Origin of the sequence: Gemmobacter caeni, assembly GCF_003054195.1 — a bacterium.
GTDB lineage: Bacteria > Pseudomonadota > Alphaproteobacteria > Rhodobacterales > Rhodobacteraceae > Gemmobacter > Gemmobacter caeni.
Genome location: NZ_QBKP01000005.1, coordinates 89,937 through 112,828 on the forward strand (window position 1 = coordinate 89,937; position 22,892 = coordinate 112,828).

23 protein-coding genes are annotated in these 22,892 nt (G+C 64.6%); 14 read left to right on the forward strand and 9 right to left on the reverse strand.

Translation table 11 applies throughout. The features are described from left to right. Window positions 1–155 precede the first annotated feature (155 nt). Entirely contained in the window at window positions 156–2,027 is a 1,872-nt protein-coding gene (locus C8N34_RS09485) for a calcium-binding protein (RefSeq protein ID WP_108128697.1), read from the forward strand. Between the two features lie 19 nt (window positions 2,028–2,046). Here the strand turns inward: C8N34_RS09485 and tspO are convergent, their stop codons facing one another. Then, window positions 2,047–2,532 carry a tryptophan-rich sensory protein TspO gene (gene tspO / locus C8N34_RS09490; protein WP_054301364.1) on the reverse strand — a complete coding sequence of 162 codons (486 nt, stop codon included), beginning with the start codon at window positions 2,530–2,532 and terminating at the stop codon, window positions 2,047–2,049. Continuing rightward, a complete protein-coding gene (gene pip, locus C8N34_RS09495; protein WP_108128698.1) occupies window positions 2,533–3,516 on the reverse strand; it encodes a prolyl aminopeptidase in 984 nt (327 codons plus the stop codon). Window positions 3,517–3,566: 50 nt separating this feature from the next. On the opposite strand from pip, the gene ubiG reads away from it, so the two are divergent. Both ubiG and C8N34_RS09505 read left to right on the forward strand, forming a co-directional pair. Continuing rightward, the gene (gene ubiG / locus C8N34_RS09500; protein WP_108128699.1) at window positions 3,567–4,301 is read left to right on the forward strand and encodes a bifunctional 2-polyprenyl-6-hydroxyphenol methylase/3-demethylubiquinol 3-O-methyltransferase UbiG; all 735 of its coding nucleotides are present in this window, start codon (window positions 3,567–3,569) and stop codon (window positions 4,299–4,301) included. Beyond that, window positions 4,298–5,251, forward strand: a complete 954-nt coding sequence (locus tag C8N34_RS09505; protein WP_242013814.1) for an Lnb N-terminal periplasmic domain-containing protein — start codon at window positions 4,298–4,300, stop codon at window positions 5,249–5,251. Before ubiG ends, C8N34_RS09505 begins: the two co-directional genes overlap by 4 nt. 3 nt (window positions 5,252–5,254) lie before the next feature. Here C8N34_RS09505 and C8N34_RS27125 read toward each other — a convergent pair whose 3' ends face one another. The 7 genes from C8N34_RS27125 to C8N34_RS09540 form a co-directional block, all read right to left on the reverse strand. Next, complete coding sequence (locus C8N34_RS27125) at window positions 5,255–6,097, reverse strand: calcium-binding protein (RefSeq protein WP_108128700.1); 843 nt, start codon at window positions 6,095–6,097, stop codon at window positions 5,255–5,257. Window positions 6,098–6,157: 60 nt separating this feature from the next. Then, window positions 6,158–7,189, reverse strand: coding sequence for an L-glyceraldehyde 3-phosphate reductase (gene mgrA, locus C8N34_RS09515; protein ID WP_054301368.1), 1,032 nt, complete (start codon window positions 7,187–7,189; stop codon window positions 6,158–6,160). 67 nt (window positions 7,190–7,256) lie between these two features. Continuing rightward, window positions 7,257–7,559 carry a DUF4387 family protein gene (locus tag C8N34_RS09520; protein WP_054301369.1) on the reverse strand — a complete coding sequence of 101 codons (303 nt, stop codon included), beginning with the start codon at window positions 7,557–7,559 and terminating at the stop codon, window positions 7,257–7,259. After that, window positions 7,552–8,910: an acyclic terpene utilization AtuA family protein gene (locus C8N34_RS09525; protein ID WP_108128701.1), complete on the reverse strand. Its 1,359-nt coding sequence runs from the start codon at window positions 8,908–8,910 to the stop codon at window positions 7,552–7,554. Before C8N34_RS09525 ends, C8N34_RS09520 begins: the two co-directional genes overlap by 8 nt. A gap of 3 nt (window positions 8,911–8,913) precedes the next feature. Further along, window positions 8,914–10,434, reverse strand: coding sequence for a tripartite tricarboxylate transporter permease (locus tag C8N34_RS09530; RefSeq protein ID WP_054301371.1), 1,521 nt, complete (start codon window positions 10,432–10,434; stop codon window positions 8,914–8,916). Between the two features lie 10 nt (window positions 10,435–10,444). Continuing rightward, window positions 10,445–10,885, reverse strand: a complete 441-nt coding sequence (locus C8N34_RS09535) for a tripartite tricarboxylate transporter TctB family protein (protein WP_054301372.1) — start codon at window positions 10,883–10,885, stop codon at window positions 10,445–10,447. After that, window positions 10,885–11,850 (reverse strand): Bug family tripartite tricarboxylate transporter substrate binding protein, encoded by a 966-nt coding sequence (locus C8N34_RS09540; protein WP_054301373.1) that lies wholly within the window; start codon window positions 11,848–11,850, stop codon window positions 10,885–10,887. The genes C8N34_RS09535 and C8N34_RS09540 overlap by 1 nt, the downstream gene beginning before the upstream one ends. Window positions 11,851–11,967: 117 nt before the next feature. On the opposite strand from C8N34_RS09540, the gene C8N34_RS09545 reads away from it, so the two are divergent. The 11 genes from C8N34_RS09545 to C8N34_RS09595 all read left to right on the forward strand — a co-directional run bounded on the left by C8N34_RS09545 (window position 11,968) and on the right by C8N34_RS09595 (window position 22,861). After that, on the forward strand, window positions 11,968–12,633 hold the full coding sequence (locus C8N34_RS09545; protein ID WP_108128823.1) for a response regulator transcription factor: 666 nt from the start codon (window positions 11,968–11,970) through the stop codon (window positions 12,631–12,633). Then, complete coding sequence (locus tag C8N34_RS09550) at window positions 12,630–14,030, forward strand: sensor histidine kinase (protein WP_108128702.1); 1,401 nt, start codon at window positions 12,630–12,632, stop codon at window positions 14,028–14,030. The genes C8N34_RS09545 and C8N34_RS09550 overlap by 4 nt, the downstream gene beginning before the upstream one ends. Next, window positions 14,000–15,022, forward strand: coding sequence for an ABC transporter substrate-binding protein (locus tag C8N34_RS09555; RefSeq protein WP_108128703.1), 1,023 nt, complete (start codon window positions 14,000–14,002; stop codon window positions 15,020–15,022). The genes C8N34_RS09550 and C8N34_RS09555 overlap by 31 nt, the downstream gene beginning before the upstream one ends. Window positions 15,023–15,158: 136 nt before the next feature. Beyond that, window positions 15,159–15,752 carry a hypothetical protein gene (locus C8N34_RS09560; protein WP_145693628.1) on the forward strand — a complete coding sequence of 198 codons (594 nt, stop codon included), beginning with the start codon at window positions 15,159–15,161 and terminating at the stop codon, window positions 15,750–15,752. A gap of 11 nt (window positions 15,753–15,763) precedes the next feature. Further along, window positions 15,764–16,942 (forward strand): acetate/propionate family kinase, encoded by a 1,179-nt coding sequence (locus C8N34_RS09565; RefSeq protein ID WP_108128705.1) that lies wholly within the window; start codon window positions 15,764–15,766, stop codon window positions 16,940–16,942. A 127-nt stretch (window positions 16,943–17,069) separates the two neighbouring features. Further along, entirely contained in the window at window positions 17,070–17,855 is a 786-nt protein-coding gene (locus tag C8N34_RS09570) for a glycosyltransferase family 2 protein (RefSeq protein WP_108128706.1), read from the forward strand. Beyond that, window positions 17,852–18,175, forward strand: a complete 324-nt coding sequence (locus C8N34_RS09575) for a lipid-A-disaccharide synthase N-terminal domain-containing protein (RefSeq protein WP_054301378.1) — start codon at window positions 17,852–17,854, stop codon at window positions 18,173–18,175. Before C8N34_RS09570 ends, C8N34_RS09575 begins: the two co-directional genes overlap by 4 nt. Next, entirely contained in the window at window positions 18,138–19,583 is a 1,446-nt protein-coding gene (locus C8N34_RS09580) for an ArnT family glycosyltransferase (RefSeq protein WP_108128707.1), read from the forward strand. The genes C8N34_RS09575 and C8N34_RS09580 overlap by 38 nt, the downstream gene beginning before the upstream one ends. Further along, window positions 19,576–20,391, forward strand: a complete 816-nt coding sequence (locus tag C8N34_RS09585; RefSeq protein WP_108128708.1) for a phosphatase PAP2 family protein — start codon at window positions 19,576–19,578, stop codon at window positions 20,389–20,391. Before C8N34_RS09580 ends, C8N34_RS09585 begins: the two co-directional genes overlap by 8 nt. Window positions 20,392–20,490: 99 nt before the next feature. Continuing rightward, window positions 20,491–21,585: a carboxynorspermidine decarboxylase gene (locus tag C8N34_RS09590; protein WP_108128709.1), complete on the forward strand. Its 1,095-nt coding sequence runs from the start codon at window positions 20,491–20,493 to the stop codon at window positions 21,583–21,585. Between the two features lie 40 nt (window positions 21,586–21,625). Then, window positions 21,626–22,861, forward strand: coding sequence for a saccharopine dehydrogenase family protein (locus C8N34_RS09595; RefSeq protein ID WP_108128710.1), 1,236 nt, complete (start codon window positions 21,626–21,628; stop codon window positions 22,859–22,861). Window positions 22,862–22,892: the final 31 nt, after the last annotated feature.

Here is a 22,892-nt window from a genome sequence, read left to right on the forward strand (position 1 = left end):
GTTCCGCCCCGGAAAGCAAGGCGGAATGCCAGAGGCCTCCTCAAGCCGATTGTGGGCCGGGCACGGCACTGATAGCCTGAGGCCGCTGCGGCGCCGTATTTCTGCCGCCTGCAAGACCCCAAGCCTCTGGTTCCATTTTCTTTACGGAGTTTCCCATGTCCAAGCGCATGATCACCCTCAACGGGGCAACTGCGTTCTCTGCCTTCGGCTTCAGTTTCAACTGGGATGAGCGCCAGATCAGCTCCGTCTACATCAACAACGAATCGACCGGCACATCCGACAGCCTGTCGCTGAAACTGTCCGGCCAGCCCTGGACCATCCGGCGCCTTTCCTTTGACAGTTCCGCGCCGGGCACCCCTTTGTCGCTGACGATCACCGATGCGAATGACGGTGTTGTCGGGCGGCGGCTGGATCTTGTGCAGCTGCCCTCGGACGGAAATGTGAACATCACACTGCACGACACCCGCATCCGTTACCTGAGCGGTGGCGCGGATTCGAATGTCACCCTGTCGCTGGGGTCGCAGCAGACCAAGCATGTCGAGCTTTATGACGCGCGACAAAGCAAAGTGACGCTGGGCGACGGCGCGGTTCAGACGCTGATGCTGAGCCAGGGGAATGACACCGTGACCGGCGGCAGCGGCTATGTCGGATTCATCGACTTCGACGAGGGCAACAACACCTTCATCGGTGGCTCGGGCTATGTCGGCTCCATCCGTTCCAACGGCAACAACACCTTCGAACTGAAGGGCGGGGCCGACAGCGTCAGCCTGGGATCGGGCACCAGCAAGGTTGTCGTCAGCGGCGGGTTTGTCGGCGCGATCACCAGCTTCTCCGGCACAAATACAGTCACCATCGGCGCAGGCGGCGAAGTGCGCAGCATTGGCTTCTCCGGCGGCATCGACAAGGTGAGCGTCGCGGGCAGGGTCGAGCAGGTTTCGCTCGGCTCCAACAAGGACACTTTGACGATCACCGGAAACGGTCGTGTCAACCAGGCCGATCTCGGCGACGGCAACAACAGCTTCCGCATGAGCGGGGAGCAGGTGAACTCGGTCATCGCCTATGACGGCAACGACAGTTTCACCGTGACCTCGGGCAACATCAACCAGATCGCGGCGGGAGGCGGCAACAACAAGTTCATCCTCAAGGGCGGCTGGATCGGCGCGATCCAGAGCTATGAGGGCAACGATACCGTCACCTTGTCCGGCACTGCGCAGGTGAACACGCTTTCTCTGGGTAACGGCATCAACAAGGTGAAAACCGCAGCCGGTTGGGTGGATCATATCGCCACCGGCGACGGCGCCGACACCATCAGCCTCGGCGCGGGCGGAGCCGGGTCGGTAACGACCGGCGGCGGCAATGATTTGGTGCGCACCGGCGCGGGCTGGGTGGACAGCCTCAGCACCGGCGAAGGCAATGACACCGTGACGCTGGCCAAGGGCGGCGTCGGTACGCTGCGGCTGGGCGGGGGTGACGACAGGGTGATCGTGCAGGCGCAAGACCCGGCCAACGGGTTGCTGCTGTCCGGTGGTCAGGGTGTCGACACCCTGGATCTGAGCCAGTTCTCAAAAGGCGTGGTGATCACGCTGAACAACCTCGGCGCCTGGCAGAATCCCGCCGCGAAGAACGGCAACATCGACGGCGCGGGCAAGGGCTATCTGGCCGTGACCGGGTTCGAGAATGTGCAGGGTTCCGCAGGCGCGGACCGGATTGAGGGGAACGAGCTGGCAAACCGGCTGACCGGCGGTCTGGGGAATGACACGCTCATCGGCGGGGCAGGCAATGACACGCTGCTGGGCGGCGGCGGCAATGATGTCTTCGTATTCAGTGCCGGCAGCGGCACCGACCGGATCGAAGGCTTCACCGCCGGGGCGGACCGCATCCAGATCGCGGGGGCGGATTCCCTTACGGACCTTACCTTCACCAGCCTCGGCGCCACCGAAACCCGCATCGACATGGGGGCAATCCATATCGTCGTGACCGGCCTTTCACTGGGCCAGTTGCAGGATGCGGGAAACTTCATGTTCTGAGGAATCCGCGTGCGGGCGGTCAGACGCCCGCACCGCCCGCCGGATTGTCACGCCAGACGCGCCAGTTCAACGGCGCCGCCAGACAGAGCCACGCGGCATAGGGCAGGATCAGAACGAAGGCCAAGCCATCAAGACCCCAGAAGGTCCACAGCATCCCCAGTACGGCAAAACACAGCGCCAGCATCACCAGCACCGACATGCCCATGCGGCGCGCACCGAAGAAGGTCGGCGTCCACAGCGTATTCAGCGCGATCTGCAAGGCCCAGAAGCCCATGGCAAAAGCGTTGCCGGGTTGCCCCGCAACCCGCGTGGCCGCAAGGCTGGACAGGACGTAGATCGTGGTCCAGGCAACCGGAAACATCCAGTTCTTCGGTCGCCAGTCGGGTTTCACCAGCCCTTCGTACCAGTCCCCCGGCTTGAACATCCAGCCGGTCAGCCCGGCGGCCAGGCTCGCCCCCAGGAACAACGCGAAAAGCCCCCAGTCAAAGGGAAGTGTGCCATCCATCTACAGATCTTTCATCAGCGGCCGAAGCCCGTTCATCACGGATACAAGCCCGGCAGAGATCCCCGGTTCCGAAAGAGCGTGCCCGGCCATGCCCACCATGCGCAAATCACAGCGCCGCCAGCCCTGCGCAAGACGCCATGCGGCGGCGGGCGGACAGATCATGTCATAGCGGCCCTGCACGATGGTGGCACCGATCTGCTCGATCCGGTCCCGGTTCTGCAAGATCCAGCCATCGCTTTCCAGAAAACAGCCATTGACGAAATAATGATTCTCCAGCCGCGCGAAGGCACGGGCGTAGTCTGACGGGCTTTCGTGCCAGGCCCCCTCGGTGCTGACCGAGGCGAGCGCGTTTTCCCACTGTGCCCAGATACGGGCAAAGCGCATCTCTTCCAGCAGGTTGCCGGAAAACAGGCGACGGTGGTAAGCGCCAATCATATCCCCCCGCTCTGCCTCGGGGATCGGTTCGACAAACCGCGCCCAGAGATCGGGGAAGAACGCCCCCGCCCCGCCGCCATAGAACCAGTCCAGTTCCGACCGCGTGCCCAGAAACACACCGCGCAGCACCAGGTGGCGCACACGGTCCGGGTGGGTGATCGCATAGATCAGCGCCAGCGTCGCCCCCCAGCTGCCGCCGAACAGCACGAAACGGTCGATCCCCAGCAATTCGCGGATTGTCTCGATGTCTGACACCAGATGCCAGGTGCTGTTCGCCGCCACCGCCGCCGTCGGGCGCGAGCGGCCACATCCGCGCTGGTCAAACAGGATCACCCGGTAAACCTCGGGGTCGAAATAGCGCCGCATCGCCGGGCTGCACCCGCCGCCCGGCCCGCCGTGCAGCACCAGAACCGGCACCCCATCCGGGCGGCCGCATTGTTCCACATAGATGCGATGCCCGTCGCCCATGTCGATCTGGCGCTGGTCGAAAGGCTCGACCGGCGGATAAAGATACTCGACTGCGCGCTTTTGGCCTGATCTGTGATCCATGATCGTATTATATAACCGCCCGGAACCATTCCGCCACGGGAGAGAATGCCATGTCCACCACCATCGACCCCGGTGAAGTCGCGAAATTCGAGGCGATGGCCGCCGAATGGTGGGACCCGTCAGGAAAATTCAAGCCGCTGCACCAGATGAACCCCTGCCGGCTGCATTACATCACCAGCCAGATTTCGGCCGAGTTCGACCGCAATCTGACCCATCCGCAGCCGTTCGCGGGGCTACGCATCCTCGATATCGGCTGTGGCGGCGGGCTTCTGTCGGAACCGATGGCGCGACTCGGTGCCGATGTGGTGGGCGCCGATGCGGCGCCGCGCAATATTCCTGTGGCACAGCTTCATGCCGAACAGTCGGGTCTGACGATCGACTATCGCAACACCACGGCAGAGGCGCTGGCCGAGGCGGGCGAACAGTTCGACGTGGTGCTGAACATGGAGGTGGTGGAGCATGTGGCCGATCCGCTGGCCTATCTGACAGCCTGTCAGACCCTGCTGAAACCCGGCGGGCTGATGATCTGTTCCACCCTGAACCGCAACGCCAAGAGCTTTGCCATGGCCATTGTCGGTGCCGAGTGGGTGATGCGCTGGCTGCCGAAAGGCACGCATGACTGGGCCAAGTTCATCACCCCGGACGAGCTTTACGACCTGATCCGCCGCGCCGGTCTCGACCCGGTGGATCGCAAAGGTATGGTGTTCAACCCCGTCAGCTGGAACTGGAGCCTGTCGGCCCGCGACCTTTCGGTGAACTATGTCACCGCGAGCGTGAAGCGGTGAAAGCCGTGCTGTTCTGGGCGCTGCTGCTTCTGGGGTCGGCCTGGGCGGGCACCGCGCTCTGGGTGCAGTTTCCGCAGGCCCGTCCCGTCGCGATGGCGGCTTTCGCGCTGCTGGTCGCCGGGGTGGTCTGGGCCAGGCTTGGCCCCGGCTGGGGGTGGAGCGCACTTGCGCTGTCCGCGCTGGTGATCGGTGGCTGGTATCTGAGCCTGCACCCACAGCAGAACCGCGACTGGGCGCCTGATGTCGCCCATATCGTGCAGGGCGATATCGAGGGGGACAAGGTGACGCTGCACAACGTCCGCGCCTTCCGCTGGACCGATGCCGCCCATGCCACCGAGCTCTGGGAAACCCGCAGCTACGATCTGTCGCAACTGACCGGGGCCGACATGATCACTTCGGTCTGGGACAGTCCGAAAATCGCGCATCTCCTGGTCAGCTTCGGCTTTGCCGATGGCCGCCATGTGGTGTTCTCGGTAGAGATCCGTCGCGAGAAAGGCGAGGCCTTCAGCAGCATCGGCGGCTTCTTCCGCCAGTTCGAACTGTCACTGATCGCAGCCGACGAGGCGGATGTGGTCAAACTGCGCACCAACTTTCGCGGCGAGGAAGTGAGACTGTATCCCCTGCGCCTGACGCCAGAGCAGTTGCGCGCTGTGTTCCTGCGATATGTCGAACTGGGCAATGCACTGAACGAAAAGCCGCGCTGGTATAATACGGTCACTGCCAATTGCACCACCGTTGTCTGGCAACTGACGCGCGTGCTGAACCCCGATCTGCCGCTGGACCGCAGCCTGCTGCTGTCAGGCTATCTGCCCGACTGGCTTTACCGCATGGGCGTTCTGGCCGACGAGGGTACGCTGGAAGATATCCGTGCCCGCGCGGTGATTTCGGACCGCGCGAAGGCCCTGCCCGAAGGGGCGGATTATTCCGTTGGTATCCGCGCGGGGCGCTAAGGCTTACAGGAAGTCCCCGGCTCCGATCTGGTCAAGCGTCAGGCCCTTCAGCAAGACGGTGCCATCGCCATGCTCCACCAGAACGCCCGCGGCCTTCTGGGTCAGACCGTAACCACCACGCACCGAAAGATGGTCGATGCCGTCCTGAAAGTCGGTGATCGTATCGGCACCGCTGCGCGCGCCAAACACGAACAGATCGGCCCCGCGCCCGCCGGTCAGCACATCGCGCCCCACCCCGCCCTCCAGCCGGTCGGCACCGTCGTCACCTGACAGCGCGTCATTGCCCGCGCCACCTTGCAACCTGTCACCGCCCCGCCCGCCAGAAAGCACATCGCGGCCAGCGCCGCCCAACAGCGTATCGGAACCATTCGCGCCAGACAGGGTGTCATTGCCCCCCAGCCCGTCCAGCCGGTCATTACCGCGCAGCAGGAACAGGCTGCCGGGGGCAAGAGTGTCGTCACCGGCCGAACCCGTCACCTCGTAGCTTTGCGCGTTGACAGCGCGCACCAGTGCCGACCGGCCATAGGTCACATAGACCCCGCCTGCATCGCGATGGTGCAGCGGAAACACGCTGTCCGCATCAACACGAAAGCCGTCGATTTTCAGCAGAGTGGTAAAACCAGCGGCAAAATGCGTAAGCGCCGCATAGCTGAAACTGCCGCTCAGGGCCGCATCGCCGCTTTGCTCGATCACTACACCATTGCCCGACAAGCCCGCATAGTAGAAATCGCCGATATGGACGGAAATCGCCCGGCCATAGCCCAGATAGACCGTCGAATTGCCGTATCCAGACAGAAGCTTGTCGCTCAACCCGGCCAGATCGCCGGTCACTGATACCGTTGCCATGTCACCCCTCACGAATCGCTGCACGCAATCTGCCAGAACCGCGTGCAGCGTCAATTCGGGTTACACGGCCTCGGACGACCTCGCCCAGAGGTTGATATCCTCGTCCGAGGCGATGCGGTCGATCTCGGCCAGCTCCTCGGGCGTGAAGGTCAGGTTGCCGATGGCGCCCGCGCAATCGACCACCTGTTCGGGTTTCGACGCCCCGATCAGCGCAGTGGTAATACCACCGTCGCGCAGAACCCAGGCAATCGCCATCTGCGCCAGCGTCTGCCCGCGCTTTTGCGCCAGCGCATCCAGCGCCCGCACGCTGTCCAGCGCGCGCGGCGTGATGGTTTCGGGCGCAAGGCTCTTGCCCTGCGCGGCGCGGCTGCCCGCCGGGATACCGCCCAGATATTTCTTGGTCAGGATCCCCTGCGCCAGCGGCGTGAAGGCGATGGAGCCGACGCCCAGATCGGCCAGCGTGTCCTTCAGCCCGTCGCGTTCCACCCAGCGGTTCAGCAGGTTGTAACTGGGTTGATGGATCAGCAGCGGCGTGCCCAGATCCTTCAGGATCGCCACCGCCTCGCGGGTGCGCTGGCTGTTGTAGCTGGAAATCCCGACATACAGCGCACGGCCCGAACGAACGATGTGATCCAGCGCCATCATCGTCTCTTCCAGCGGCGTTTCCGGGTCGAAACGGTGGGAATAGAAGATATCGACGTAATCGAGACCCATCCGCTTCAGCGACTGATCACACGAGGCAATCAGATACTTGCGGCTGCCCCATTCGCCATAGGGCCCGGCCCACATATCATAGCCCGCCTTGGACGAGATGATCAGCTCGTCCCGGTAGCCCGCGAAATCGGTGCGAAGAATTTCTCCGAATGCCTCTTCGGCGCTGCCGGGAGGCGGGCCATAGTTGTTGGCCAGATCGAAATGGGTAATCCCAAGGTCAAAGGCAGTGCGGCAGATGTCACGCTTGACCTGATGCGGGGTATCGTGGCCGAAGTTGTGCCAAAGGCCAAGGCTGACCGCCGGAAGCTTCAGCCCCGAGTGGCCGCAACGGCGATAGATCATGCGGGAATAGCGGTCATCCGCCGGGCGATAGGTCATGGCATCCTCCGTGTTCGGCAGGATGATAGCGCTACCGCCCGGCATGTGAAAGATCGTGGAGGAAAGATCAGGCGATCTCCATTTCCTCGACCAGCACGGCCCAGCCCGCACCGTGCATATCACGGTCGGCACGGGTGCCCTGCACCACCGGGCGCGGCACCGACAGTTTCACCACGTTCAGATCAGGGATATCGAAGCGTTTCATCGCCTGCGGTTCAACCCCGAACAGATGCGCGACGCGGGTTGTATCCAGCCCCGTCGTGACGCGGGCGAAAGCCTCGGCACTGCCGCAGAAAATATCCACCGTCAGCCAGAACGGCCCGGCATTCTTGGACCGGACCTTTTCGACCAGCGTTCCCAGTTCAGCCATGGCCCACCTCGTGCACATCCAGACGGAAGGCCGACATCGGATCGTCCAGCCGCATTACATGGTTCAGACAGAATTCATACAGCGCCCCGCGCTGCATTTCCGCTGGCGAGAAGGGGAAGGCGAAGGTCGGCATCGGCTCATCCTCGGTCAGCGCGTGATGCAGCAGATAGGGGTTGAGCATCTTGCCCGCCTCAGCCGCCTGCGCCTCGGTCGGGCAGGTGACGATGCCCAGAACCCCCACCTCGACCGGGGTGGTCGTGCGGTTTTCCAGCGGGCCAAGCGTTGCGTCCATGCCGATCAGCCGCAGTTCCAGCGTGAAGTCATCAGGCGAAAGGCCCATCCGCTCCACGATCTGCGCCGCGACGCGGGCCTGCACATCCGCCGCCCATTCGCGGGCATGGCGCACATAGCGGCGGTCCCGCAGCAGGGCCAGCGCCACGGTCTGGTAGCCCGCGACGCGGGCGCCCTCCAGCTTCACCGTATAGACGCCCCTGATCCATTCCGAGCCTTCGACGCGCACGCGCCGCGCATCCAGCGCAGTATAACTGGCGCCGGTGACATCCAGATGCCCGCCCGGCTCATACAGCACGAAGGGATCGGAGTTTTCGTAAAGCATATGCGCCGACACCGTGTAGGGCGTGGCGGCGGCGGTCAGGGCCATCGGCTCCATAGTGAAGCCGGTCGCGTCAAAGTCGATCTGGATGACGCCAGTGGCAGGCTGGGTGGTGGCGATGGCGCCGCATTCACCGATCTTGGCGCCGTGCCAGCAGGCCCCCGGATGATCGCCGTTCACCAGCGGCAGCGCCGCGATGATGGCCGTATCGGTGGTCCGCCCGGCAATCACGATATCGGCGCCGGTCGCCAGCGCCGCCGCGATCTGCTCAGCCCCCGCCAGCGCCACGATATTGCTGCAAGCGTCGATCAGCGCATCCGAGATTTCTGGCGCCGGAAACAGCGGCGCGATGCGCCCTTCGGCCAGCGCGGCTTTCACCGCGGCCGCGGATTGCCCGCTTTTCAGCGTGGCGACGCGCAGGGTTTGTCCGGTTTCGGCTGCGATCTCGCGGGTGATTTCCAGCAGCCAGTCCACTGCGCTGTCGGCGCCGCAGGTGCCCGCCGTGCCGATGACCAGCGGCACGCCCGCCTCGGCACGCGCCTGCATCAGCCCGCGCCACTCCGCCTTGGTCGAGGCGCGCGAATATTTGGACACACCACGCCCAAGGTAAGAGGGCCCACTGTCCGTGGACCCCCCGTCAACCGCGATGATATCCGGCCTGTTGGCGATACCGCGCGACAAAGCCGCGCGGTCATAGCCAAGGCCCAAAGCCCCGGTGGGGATCAGAACCCGTGTCATACCTCAGTCCTCGTTTGCTTCCATGGCAGGCACCGGCGGCTTCTTCAGCACGGTGCGCAGGAACAGCGGCGCAATGAAGCCGGCGATCGCCGCGATCCACAGGCCGATGGAGATGGGGGTCGAGAACAGGAAGGTCCAGTCCCCGTCCGAAATCACCATGGCCCGGCGCAGGCTGTCTTCCATGTTTGAGCCCAGCAGGATGCCAAGGATCACCGGCACCGTCGGCACGTCCAGCTTGCGCAGGAAGTAGCCCAGCACACCAAAGACCACCATCAACAGCAGATCGAAGGTGCTGCCCGACAGAGAATAGATGCCGACAAAGCTGATCATCGTGACCATGGGCAGCAGGACCCAGGCCGGGATCATCAGAACGCGGACGAACAGCTTCACCATCGGCACGTTCATCACCAGCAACACGATATTGGCGATGAACAGGCTGGCGATCAGACCCCAGACCACTTCGGGCTGGTCACGGAACAGCGTCGGCCCCGGCGTGATGTTCAGCGTCAGAAGCAGTGCCAGCATCACCGCCGTGGTGCCCGAACCCGGCACACCCAGCGTCAGCATCGGCACCATCGCACCACCGGCCGCGGCATTGTTGCCCGCCTCGGGCGCGGCCACGCCGCGCGGATCGCCCTGGCCAAAGCGGCCCCGCGAACCGAGGATGCTCTTTTCGGCCATGTAGGCCATGAACGAACCCAGCGACGCCCCCGCCCCCGGCAGAACTCCGGCCACAAAGCCGATGCCGGTGCCGCGCAGCATGGTCCCGGTGGAGGCTTTCAGATCCTGCCACGGGATTGTCAGCTTGCCGAGAGTCACGCCGATGGCGCTGTTGCGGCCATGGCTTTCAATGAAGATGAAGATTTCCGAGATGGCGAACAGACCGACGATTGCGACAAGGAAATCCACCCCGTCCATCAGGTGCATGTTGCCGCCGGTATAGCGCGGCAGGCCGGTCGAATTGTCCAGACCGATCATCGCGATGCCAAGCCCCAGACAGGCCGCCGCTGCAGCTTTCGCCTGGTTCTTCGAGGCGACGCCGCCCAGCGTGCAGAAGGCCAGCAGGTACAGGGCGAAATATTCGGCCGGGCCGAACAGATAGGCGATGCTGGCCAGCACCGGCGCCATCACGACAAGGCCGATGGTCGCAAGGAAAGAACCGACAAACGAGGCGACACCCGAAATCACCAGCGCGTCCCCTGCCCGGCCCTGCCGGGCCATCGGGAAACCGTCCAGCGTGGTCATCATCGCAGGTTCGTCACCCGGAATGTTCAGCAGGATCGAGCTGATCCGCCCGCCATACATGGTGCCGTAATAGACCGAGGTCAGCAGCACCAGCGACTGTGTCGCATCCAGACCCATGGTGAAGGCGACCGGAATGAGGATCGCCACGCCATTGGCCGGGCCAAGGCCGGGCAGCGCGCCGAACATCGTGCCAAGGAAACAGCCGACCACGGCCAGCAGCAGCGTGAAGGGGGTCAGCGCAACGCCGAACCCCATGACGAGGTTGGAAATCGTATCCATCAATGCCCCCTCAACCCATCAGTGCTCTTGGCAGGGCGACAAGCCCGAGGCCGAGGGCGTATTTGAACAGCACGAACAGGCCGACCGACAGGCAGATGCCCGTGATCGCCGCCTTCGCGGGCTGCGGCGCGATCATGTAGCTGACACCGGCCGCGACCAGCGCGGTGGGGATCAGGAAGCCCAGCGGCGCAAGCATGTAGGCATAAAGGGTCAGGATAACGACCGTCAGCGCCATCTTCATCCAGACCGGCAGGGGCGGCCATTCCGGTTCGGCATCGGGCTTCCACAGCATCGCGAGCCCGCACAGCAGGCCGACGACGGCGATCATCATGGGAAACACCCGCGGGCCCACCGGGTCCGACAGAAAGCTGGTCTGGATCTGGAAGGCGCCCGCGAGATACGCGAGCGCCAAGATCGCCACGACCAGACCGAAGATCCGGTCGCTGGCCATTACTGGATCACCCCGATTTCTTTCGAAAGCTCGGTGGTTTCGGCAACGACGCCATCCACCCAGCTCTGGAAGTCAGCACCGACCTTGGTGAAGGGGGCGAGGCCGTTCGACGCCATGACCGCTTTCCACTCATCACTGTCCGCCACTTTTTGCAGCTTCTCGGCCCAGGCGTTGAAGGCGTCGTCGCTGATGCCCTTGGGCACATACAGGCCGCGCCAGTTGACGACCTCGACATTGAGGCCCTGCTCCTTGGCGGTCGGGATATCCTCGAAGCCCGGCACGCGCTCGGAGGTCAGCACGGCCAACGGACGCACGTCGCCCGATTTGATGAAGCCCACGATTTCCGACATGTCGCCGGTCATCGCCTGGGTGAAGCCGCCGATGGTCTGGGTGATCGCCTCTGCACCGCCGTCCATGCCGATGTACTTGACCTTGGCCACATCGGTGAAGCCTGCGGCTTTCAGCACCATCAGCGGCTTCAGGTGGTCAAAGCCGCCCGCAGCCGACCCACCGGCAAAAGCCACCGAGCCGGGATCTGCCTTGATCGCCTCGACCAGATCGGTCAGCGTCTGATAGGGGCTGTCTTTGGCAACCACGATCACACCGGGGTCGCCACCGATGGCACCGACGAAACGCACCTGATCGGCGGTCGCGCCACCATAGGCATTCTGCGCCAGACGGGTGGTGGTGGCCGACGAGGCCGCGACGATCAGATCGGCGTCCTTGCCGCGCTCGGCGACAACATGGCTGAAGGCAAGGCCGCCACCGGCGCCCGCCATATTGGTCACCTGAACCGGCTGGTCGACCAGTTTAAGATCATAAAGGATCTTGCCGATCTGACGGCAGGTGAAGTCCCAGCCGCCACCGGCATCCGCCGGGGCGATGCATTCGGTCGCGAAGGCCGAGGTGGCGCCAAGGCCAAGGGCAGCACTGGCCAGCAGTGCGCGGAACAGGGTCGATTTCATGCGTGTCCTCCCGAGACATCTTTTTCAAAGCGGGGCCGGCCTCCACCGGCCCTTGCGGGGAACACGATTCGCTGAAAAGCTGACATGAACCTGTCACCAGCGATGAAAACTGCGGCAATGCGCTTTCTTCTTGTCGAGGATAACGACGATCTGGCCCATTCGGTCGCCACACGGCTGGCGCTGGACGGGCATGCGGTGGACCGTGCGGCGGGAATCGCCGAAGCCGAGGATTGCCTCGCTGCCGCCAGCTATGACCTGATCCTGCTGGATATCGCCCTGCCCGATGGCGATGGCCGCGATTTTCTGGTGGCCCAGCGCCGCGCCCGCCGGGATACGCCGATCATCATGATGACCGCCCGCGCCGCCGTTTCGGACCGGGTGGATGTGCTGGACCTTGGCGCTGACGACTACATCACCAAACCCTTCGACTTTGCCGAGCTGGAGGCCCGCTGCCGCGCCGTGCTGCGGCGCCGGGGTGGCGCCTTGCAGACGGTGCGCGACTATGCGGGCGTCACCTTCAACCCGTTGACCGCCACGGTCAGTATCGCGGGCGAAACACGGGAACTGCGGTCACGCGAATTGCGGCTGCTGGAAATCCTGCTGTCCGCGCCCGAGCGGATCTTCTCGAAGGCGCAGCTTTGCGACCGGCTGTTTTCCTATTCCGAAGCCGTGTCAGAGAACGCGATCGAGGTCTATGTCGCCCGCCTGCGGAAAAAGCTGGAAGGCTCTGCCGCCCGGATCGAGACGCTGCGCGGCGTCGGCTACCGGCTGACCGGCGAATGACCGGGCGCATACGCTGGCGCATGCCAAGGGCGCCTCTTTCGCTCCGGCAGCGGCTGCTGTTACAGCTTCTGGGCATCGCTGCGATGCTGGCGGTGTTTCTGTATTTCACGGTCCGCACCGTGGCCGGACAGGCCGCCGAAACGACACAGGATGGCATTCTGGGCGCCGCCACCACGGCCATCGCCGAACAGTTACGCGCGGGCACCGAACAGGTGGAAATTGACCTGCCTTACGATGCCTTCTCGGTGCTGGGCTCGATTTCCGAAGACAGGGTGTTCTACCGCATCGACGTGGGCGGCGAGACAGTGACCGGCTATGACGACCTGCCGCTGCCGCCCGAGGCTTCGGGCAAGGTCGGCCCGCAGTTCTATACTCGCCCCTTCCGCGACACCGAGGTGCGCATCGCAGCCGTCACCCGTCAGGTGGTGGTTGCAGGGCAGGCCCTGCCCGTTCTGGTGCTGGTCGCCCAGACCCGGCTGGGGCAGGACGCGATTGCCGAACGCATCGCCAACCGCGCGGCGGGGCTGGGGCTGGGGTTCTTCACCCTGGCACTTCTGCTGTCGCTGATCGCGGCAGGATCGGTTCTGGCCCCCATCGACCGGCTGGCCGAGGCGGTGGCCCGGCGCGGGCCGGAGGATCTGCGCGCCGTCGATGCCAGCACCCCGCGCGAACTGGTGCCGCTGGTCGGTGCGCTGAACGGCTTCATCGCCCGGCTGCGCGCCGCTCTGGGCCGCACAGAAACCTTCATCACAGAAGCCGCGCATCACATCCGTACCCCGCTGGCCACTGTCCGGGCACAGGCGGAAATCGCGCTGCGGCAATCCGATAACGAGGCGACGCGCCAGACTCTGCGTGGCGTGATCCGCGCGGTCGAGGAAAGCGCGCGGTCCGCCACGCAGTTGCTGGATCACGCCATCGTCGTCTATCGCTCCGACAGGATGACCTCGGACGCGCTGGATTTCGGCGCGCTGGTCGCGGGCGTGGTGGCCTCCATCGAACCCGCCGCCTCGCTGAAGGATGTCGACCTGCGGCTGTCACCCGCAGCGCAGCCCCTGCCGGTGACGGGCGACCGGGCGCTGCTGGAAAGTGCGGTGCGCAATATTCTGGACAATGCGGTGAAATATTCGCCCGAGGACAGCGTTGTCCGCCTGTCGCTGGCCGCTGAGGACAACCGCGCGGTGCTGCGGGTCGAGGATCGCGGGCGCGGCCTGTCGGGCCTTGACCCCGCCAGCCTTTCGGGCCGCTTTCGCCGGGGTGGCAATGTCGCCGATGTGGTGGGTTCGGGCCTTGGCCTGACCATCGTGACCGAAGTCGCCGCAGCCCATGACGGGCGGTTCAGCCTGACGGAACGTGAAGGAGGGGGCGTATGCGCCGAATTCTCTGTGCCCTTGCAGTAATCCTTTCGCCTCTCTGCGCCGCCGCCTTCCCGGTGGAGGAGGAACACGTCTTCCCCGGCACCGGCGCAGGGTCCGAGTTGTGGATTCTGTCCACCACCGACACTGAATATTTCGCCCCGCTGCTGACCGCCTTTCAGGCGCGCCATCCGTCGGTGACGATCCGCTATACCGTGACCGGCAGCGCCAGTGTCTACACTGCGGTGGCCGATGAGGGCGTGGCCTGCGATCTGGCGATTTCCAGCGCGATGGACCTGCAGATGAAGCTGGCAAATGACGGCTTCGCCCTGCCGCATGCCAGTGCCGCACAACTGCCGGACTGGGCGCAATGGCAGGATCGTATCTTCGGCTTCGCGCAGGAGCCGGTGGTGCTGGTCGCCTCGCGCAAGGCGCTGGAAGGGCTGGCCCTGCCCCGCACCCGCCGTGATCTGATCGACCTCCTGCGCGATCATCCCGGCCGGTTCGAGGGCCGGATCGGCACCTATGACCCGCTGCAATCCGGCGCGGGCTATCTGTTTGCAACGCAGGAGGCGCGGCAATCCGACAGTTTCTGGCGACTGGCCGAGGTGATGGGTGCCAACCGCCCCCGGCTTTACGCCAGCACCAAGCCCATGCTGGACGATCTGGAAACCGGCACACTGGCGCTGGCCTATAATGTGCTGGGCAGCTACGCCGCCACCCGCGCCGCGCATGACCCGGATGTGGCGCTGATCGAGTTCGAGGATTTCACTCTGACGCTTTTGCGCACCGCGCTGATCCCGAAAGACGCGCGCAACCCCGAGCTTGCAGGCATGTTCATCGACTTCCTGTTGTCACCCGAAGGCCGCCGTCTCTCTGGCCAACAGGGGGGCCTGCCGCCGGTGAACGAGGCCGCACTCGTGCAGACCCCGCGCCTGCGCCCGATCCGGCTGGACCCTGGCCTGCTGGTCTATCTGGACCGCGTCAAGCGCCGCGCCTTTCTGGAGGAGTGGGCCGCAGCAGTGAAGCAGCCGTGAAAGCCCGCCGGATGATCCTTGCCTTGTCCGGAGCGGTTTGAAACAGTTTGGCGGTCCGGCGGGCGTTCATCGCGCCGTCACGTCACCGAAGCAGCCTGACCGCGCCGGGTGCATGTCTCGGATCGGAGCTTTTGCCATGAACCGTCTTTGCCGCCGGAGTGCAGCCTGTCTTGCCTTGCTTCTGTCGGCCCAGCCGCTGATTGCACAAACCACCGATGCCCTGCTGACACCCGAACAGATCACGACACTCGAGGGGGCGGAGGCCGATCTGCGCGCGCGGCTGGCCCCGCACGCCGACGGTCAGGACACCGCCGCCGTGGCCGATTTTCTGGCGGTGATCGACGGGGATCGCCTGCCGATGCCCGACCGGCTGAGCCTTGCCAATACCCCCTGCAGTGTGCGCAGCCTTCAGGTCACCGCCGATATCGCGCTTGGGTATCCGTTCTTTCCATGCAGCTTCCGGCAGGAGGGTCCGGCCGGGCTGGTGTTTCAGAAAGATGCAGGCTCCCAGCGCCGGCTGGGGCTGGTTCTGCCCGGCGCGACCGGAACGAACTTTGCCTTCCGGGGTGGCAGCTATTTCACCGGCGAGGCCCCGCGCGGCTACACTGGCGACCCCGAAGCCGGAACAGACAGTCTGGGCCTGATGTACCGGGGCGGGCCGGATCGGTATTACATCATCTTCGCGCCGGTCGACGGGCGCGGAGAGGTTTATGAAATCCTGACGCAGTAAAGGGCAATGACATGACCACCGGCTTTCTGGCGCTTAACGCCGGGTCTTCCTCGCTGAAGGTGGCCCTGTTTCCGGCAGAGGGAGACACGGCCCTGCTGACCGGCCAGGCCGAGCGGATCGGGCCGGAGGGCCGCATGGTTCTGAAGGATGGCACCGGCGCGGAACTGACATTGCCGCCCGGTGATCTGTCCAGCCATGAAGGCGCGCTGTCCATGGTGATCGGCACGGTGAAACAGCACTTCCCCGGCCTGCGCATGGGCGCCGTGGGCCACCGGGTCGTGCATGGCGGGCTGGATTACGTCCAGCCGGTTGTCGTGACCGATGCCGTGCTGGCAAAGCTGCGGATGCTGGAGCCTTTCGCCCCGCTGCATCAGCCCCACAACATCGCGGGTATCCGCGCCGCCATGGCTGCCTTCCCCGATGTGCCGCAGATCGCCTGTTTCGACACGGCCTTCCATCGTGGCCAGCCCTTCGTGAACGACACTTTCGCCATTCCGCACCGTTATTACGAGGCGGGCGTGCGGCGCTACGGCTTTCACGGCCTCAGCTATGAATATGTCACCGGAGAATTGCGCCGTCTCGCGCCGCATCTGATGGAAGGGCGCGTCGTTGTCGCGCATCTCGGCAATGGGGCCTCGATGTGCGCCATCCATCGCGGGCGCTCTGTTGCCTCTTCCATGGGGTTTTCGGCGCTGGACGGGCTGCCGATGGGCACCCGCTGCGGCCAGATCGACCCCGGCGTCCTGCTGTACATGCTGGATCGCGAAGGGCTGAATACCGCTCAGATCCGCCAGATCCTGTACAACGAATCCGGTCTTCTGGGCCTGTCGGGCGGGCTGTCGAACGACATGCGTACGCTTGAAGCCGCCGACAGCCCCGAAGCCCATCGCGCCATCGACTACTTCGTATTCCGCGTACAGCGCGAACTGGGCGCCATGGCCGCCGTCATGGGGGGAATCGACGCACTGGTCTTCTGCGGCGGCATCGGGGAAAACTCGCGCAGCGTCCGCCGCCGGATCTGCGAGCGTCTGGGCTGGATGGGGGTCGAGATCGACCATGGCAGGAACGCAGAAAGCGCCACGGTCCTGTCATCCGAGTTTTCGCGCACCACGGTCATGATCATCAACACGCATGAGGAACTGGTGATCGCCCGTGCCGCCCGCGCTGCCGTGGGGATTTCGGTGTCCTAGTGCCGCTTCGGCAGCCGACACCAATTCGTCATCTGGCAGTCACCGCACCCTTACAACGCGGGTGTTAGCTGCGGCGCAGGATTTCCGCGCCGCACCAGCCTGCGGCGCCTGCCGGAGGGTACATGCCATGAATGCCGTCCATCCCGTCCGTTGTGCCCGGCAGATTGAAGAGATCGTGCCGGTCATCTCGGTCGTGGTGCCGCTGCATGACGAGGCGGCCAGCATCGCGCCACTTACCGCGCAGATTCTGGAAATCCTCGCCGGGCAGGCGTTCGAACTGATCCTTGTCGATGACGGTTCGGAAGATGAAACACGGGCCGAACTGTTGCGGCTGGCCCGGCACGAGCCGCGCATCCGCGTGCTGGGGCATGACCGGGCGGCAGGGCAATCGGCGGCGATCCATTCTGGCGCGCGGGCGGCGCGCGGCCGTATCGTGGCAACGCTGGACGGGGACGGGCAGAACCCGCCGGTCAACCTTCCGGCGCTGATCGCGCCCCTGATGGACCCGCGCCGCGACCCGGCGCTGGCGCTGGTTGCCGGTCAGCGCATCGGGCGCCGCGATACGCTGGGCCGTCGGCTGGCATCGCGCTTTGCCAACGGGTTGCGCGGCTGGCTGCTGGGCGACAGGACGCGCGACACCGGCTGCGGGCTGAAGGCGTTTGACCGCGCCGCCTATCTGGCACTGCCCTATTTCAACCACCAGCACCGCTTTCTGCCCGCGCTGTTCCTGCGCGATGGCTGGAAGATCGCACATGTCCATGTGACCCATGCACCGCGTCTGGCCGGGCGGTCGAAATACACCAATCTCGGGCGGGCGCTGGTCGGGATCACCGATCTGGCGGGCGTTGCCTGGCTGATCCGCCGCCGCAAACGGGTAACCCCGCACGAAATCGCCGCCGGGGCCGGAGCATGAGCCGCGAGGCGGTCTGGGCCGCCCTGCACGTTACCGACTGGACCGAGTTCACCTGGGTGATGATCGGCCTTGGCGGGCAGCTGATGTTCACCATGCGCTTTCTGGTGCAATGGATCGTGTCGGAACGCACGCGCCGGTCGGTCATCCCGGTGGCCTTCTGGTATTTCTCGATGGCCGGGGGTGTGGTGCTGCTGAGCTATGCGCTGTGGCGGCGCGACCCCGTGTTCGTGTTCGGGCAGGCGACGGGGCTTGTCATCTATTCCCGCAATCTTTGGCTTATCCATGCTGAAAAGCACCAGCCTGCCCAAAGCCGCGCCTGACTGCCTGCAGGCGGCGTTGCTGGCCATTGCCGCGCTGACGCTGTGGCGGCTGGGCATGCTGGCCGCGATGCGGACCGAACTTTGGACGGATGAATCGCAATACTGGCTATGGGGGCAGTCGCTGTCCTTCGGCGCCTATTCCAAGCCTCCGCTGATCGGCTGGCTGATCCGTTCCACGACCGAAGTTGCGGGCGACACGCCCTTCGGGGTGCGTCTTGCGGCGCCTGTGCTGCATGGGGTGACGGCGATGCTGGTCATGGCGCTTGCAGCGCGGCTGACCAATGCGCGCGTGGCGGCACTGGCCGGGCTGACCTATGCGACCATGCCCGCAGCCACGCTGGGCGCGATGATGATGACGACCGACACACCGCTGCTGTGTGCCATCGCGGCGGCGCTGCTGATGCAGCACCGGCTGGCCGCGCGCGCTTCGACCGGCGATGCGGTGTTGCTGGGGCTGGCGCTGGGGCTGGGGTTCCTGTCGAAACATGCGATGCTGTTTGCCATGGCCGGGATGGCTATGGCCGCGCTGGTATCCCCGGCATGGCGGATCACCCGCCGCGATGCGACAATAGCCGGGGCGGTTGCCCTGTTGCTGGCGCTGCCGAATCTGCTGTGGATCGCCAGCCACGGTTTTGTGACCCTGCATCATCTGGCCGAAGATGGCGCGGCGCAGGGTTTTGGCCTGCATCTGTCTGGTGCTGTCCGCTTTTTGGCCGAACAACTCGCGGTGATGGGGCCGCTGGCCTTTCCGGCCTTCCTGCTGGGTCTGCACGCGCCCCGCCCGCCACTGCGCGGCGCCGTGACGGTGGCGCTGGTGATCCTTGGCATCGTCACGCTTCAGGCGCTGACCAGCCGGGCGCTTGCAAACTGGGGCGTGGGCTTTACGGTCACGGGCAGCATCATCGCCGCGCACTGGCTGGCGCGGCACCGGGCGCTGGCCTTTGCCTCGCTGGCACTGGGTGCGGCGGTGGCGATTGCCCTGCCGCTCATCGCCACTTTCGGCACCGGCTGGCGGATCGGGGACGGGCCGCTGATCCTGTCGCGCTATCTGGGCCGGGCCGAGGTCAGCCGGCGCGCAATGGATTTCGCAACGCGCAATGGCGCCGCCGTGATCGTGGCCTCAGATCGTGGCCTTCTGGCTGATCTGAGCTGGCAGAGCCATGGCTCCGGGCTGGAAATCGCCGCCACCCCGCATGACGGACCACCCCGACACCACTGGGACCTGGCGCTGCCGCTGACCGCTGCTCCGGGCACACCGGTTGTGCTGTTGATGCAAGGGGCGGAGCCACCCGCCTGCGCCACCGGCCCGTCTGACCACTGGATCGCCGGGCCAGGCTTTGCCGAGGGGCGACAGATGTCGCTGGTCCTGACCACCCCCGAATGCCTGACGGAGGCCAAGGATGACTGACCCCACCCTCGCCCGCCTGCATCATGCCGCGCTGATTGCAACGCTGGTTGTGCTCTGCCTGTTCAGCGCCGAACCGGCACTGGATATCGCCCTTTCAAGCCGGTTTCTTGATCCGCAAGGCGTTTTCGCCCTGCGCGGAAACCCCGCCATCACCACACTCAACGACAGCCTGCGCTGGGGGTTGACCGCTTTTGCCCTTCTGGCGGTGGCTCTGCCAGTGCTGGCACGCACGCTCGGCTTCACACCGCGATCCGGGCTGGCCGGCTGGCATTTCCTTGCGACCGTGTTCGTCATCGGCCCCGGCCTGATCGTGAACGGCATCCTGAAAGCCTATGCGGGACGTGCCCGTCCCGCTGACATCATAGAGTTCGGCGGGACGCGACAGTTCACTCCCGTCCTGCAAATCAGCGACCAGTGCAGCCAGAACTGTTCCTTCTCCTCCGGTGAGGTCGCGATGACGGCGACTTTCGCCTTTGCCCTGCTGGCCCTGACATGGCCGCATCTGCCGAAACCGCGCCGGTGGCTGGCCGTCGCCGCTGCTGCCGCGCTGATCGGGGCAAGCCTGCTGCTGCGCGTTGGCATGGGGCGGCATTTCACCTCGGACGCGCTGGCCTCGGTCGCCATTTCGGCCTTCGTGGTGATGGGCGGCTACCGGCTGTTCAACCTTGGCACCGCGCGGCAACAGATGACATGGCAGGCGATCCACAGTGATGGGCTGGCACTTTCCGGACATCTGCAACGCCGGTTTCAGCGCCTTGCCGCGCAGATGCGCCGCCTTTTGCCACTGGTGACGGCTGAAAGGCGCTGATGCGCGGAACCGCAAGAAAGTGTCACACGACTTGCACCCAAGGGGGTTAGGCCCTATGTGGACCGCTCTTGTCCCTTTTGGCCCCGGGGGGGATTCTTGATGATCCAGACGCCTTACTACCTGATTGATCGGGTGAAGCTTTCGCGCAACATGGAAATCATCGACCGGCTGCGCGCGCAGTCCGGCGCCAAGGCCCTGCTTGCGCTGAAATGTTTCGCAACCTGGCCGGTGTTCGACCAGATGCGAGAGCATATGGACGGCACGACCTCCTCCAGCCTTTACGAACTGCGGCTGGGGCGCGAGAGGTTCGGCAAGGAAACCCACGCCTATTCCGTTGGCTGGTCCGACCACGAGATCGCCGAGGCGGTAGGCTATGCCGACAAGATCATCTTCAACTCCATCGGTCAGCTTGAACGCTTCGACAATCAGTCGGCACAGATCGAACGCGGGCTGCGGCTGAACCCGCGGTTCAGCACTTCGGGCTTTGATCTTGCCGATCCGGCCCGCCCCTTCAGCCGTCTGGGCGAATGGGACCAGAAGAAGATCGAAACCGTGATGGACCGCATCTCGGGCTTCATGATCCATTACAACTGCGAGAATGCGGATTTCGACCTGTTCGACACGCAGCTTGCCCGCATCGAGGATGAGTTCGGCGACCTGCTGAAACGCCTGAAATGGGTCAGCCTCGGCGGCGGCATCCACTTCACCGGCGAGGGCTATCCGGTGGACAAGCTCGCAGCCCGGCTCCGCGCCTTTCAGGATCGGTTCGGTGTGCAGGTCTATCTGGAACCGGGCGAGGCCGCGATCACCAATTCCGCCAGCCTTGAGGTGACGGTGATCGACACGCTGAACAACGGCAAGGATCTGGCCATCGTGGATTCCTCGGTCGAGGCGCACATGCTCGACCTGCTGATCTATCGCCAGTCGGCGAAGATGGAGGTCGCGGGCGATCATCCCTGGATGATCTGCGGCAAATCCTGCCTTGCGGGCGATATTTTCGGCGAGTTCAACTTCCCCACACCGCTGTCGGTGGGCGACCGGCTGTCGATTGCCGATGCCGCAGGCTATACGATGGTGAAGAAGAACTGGTTCAACGGCGTGAAGATGCCCAGCATCGTCGTGCGCGAACTGGATGGCTCGCTGAGCCTGAAACGAGAATTCGGCTATGCCGACTACGAGAGCAGCCTGGGCTGAGACTCTCCCTTCCCTCTGTCCTTAAAGGAGACGGTTCGAAGTGAAACGGAACGTGTTGATCATCGGCGCCGGTGGCGTGGCTCAGGTCGTGGCGCATAAATGTGCGCAACACAATGACCGGCTGGGCGATCTGCATATCGCCAGCCGTACGCGGGCGAAATGCGAGGCGATCATCGCCAGCGTCCATGAAAAGAACGCGATGAAGGTGCCGGGCACTTTCGCGGCCCATGCGGTCGATGCGATGGACAGTGCCGCCGTCGCCGCGCTGATCCGCGAGACCGGCGCGCAGATCGTGATCAACGTGGGTTCGGCCTTCGTGAACATGACGGTGCTGGAAGCCTGCATCGAGACCGGCGCCGCCTATCTGGACACCGCGATCCACGAAGACCCGGAAAAGATCTGCGAAACGCCGCCGTGGTACGGCAACTACGAATGGCAACGCCGCGACCGCTGCAAGGCGGCCGGTGTGACCGCGATCCTTGGCATCGGCTTTGACCCCGGCGTGGTGAACGCCTATGCCCGCGTGGCTGAGGGGATGCTGGACAAGATCACCTCCATCGACATCGTGGACATCAATGCCGGGTCGCATGGCAAATGGTTTGCCACCAATTTCGACCCCGAGATCAACTTCCGCGAATTCACCGGCACGGTCTATTCGTGGCAGAATGGCGGCTGGCAAACGAACAAGATGTTCGAGGTCGGCCAGACCTGGGATCTGCCGGTTGTGGGCGAACAGAAAGCCTATCTGACCGGCCATGACGAGGTGCATTCGCTGTCGGCGCGCTACAAGGATGCCGATGTGCGGTTCTGGATGGGCTTTGGCGACCATTACATCAACGTCTTCACCGTGCTGAAGAACCTTGGCCTGCTGTCGGAACAGCCGGTGAAGACCGCCGAGGGGCAAGAGGTCATTCCGCTGAAGGTGGTGAAGGCTGTGCTGCCCGATCCGGCCAGCCTCGCGCCGAACTATATCGGCAAGACCTGCATCGGGGACGTGGTGAAGGGCGTGAAGGATGGCCAGCCGGCCGAGGTCTTCATCTACAACGTCGCGGATCACAAAGAGGCGTTCGAGGAAGTCGGCTCGCAGGGCATCAGCTATACCGCCGGTGTGCCGCCGGTCACCGCCGCGCTGCTGATTGCCGATGGCACCTGGGATGTGGGCACGATGGTCAATGTCGAGGAACTGGACCCCAAACCCTTCATCAACCTGCTGAACACCATGGGCCTGCCGAGCCGCATCAAGGATGCGCAGGGCGACCGCCCGCTGGATTTCTGAAACACACAAGGCCCGGTCTGAACGCCGGGCC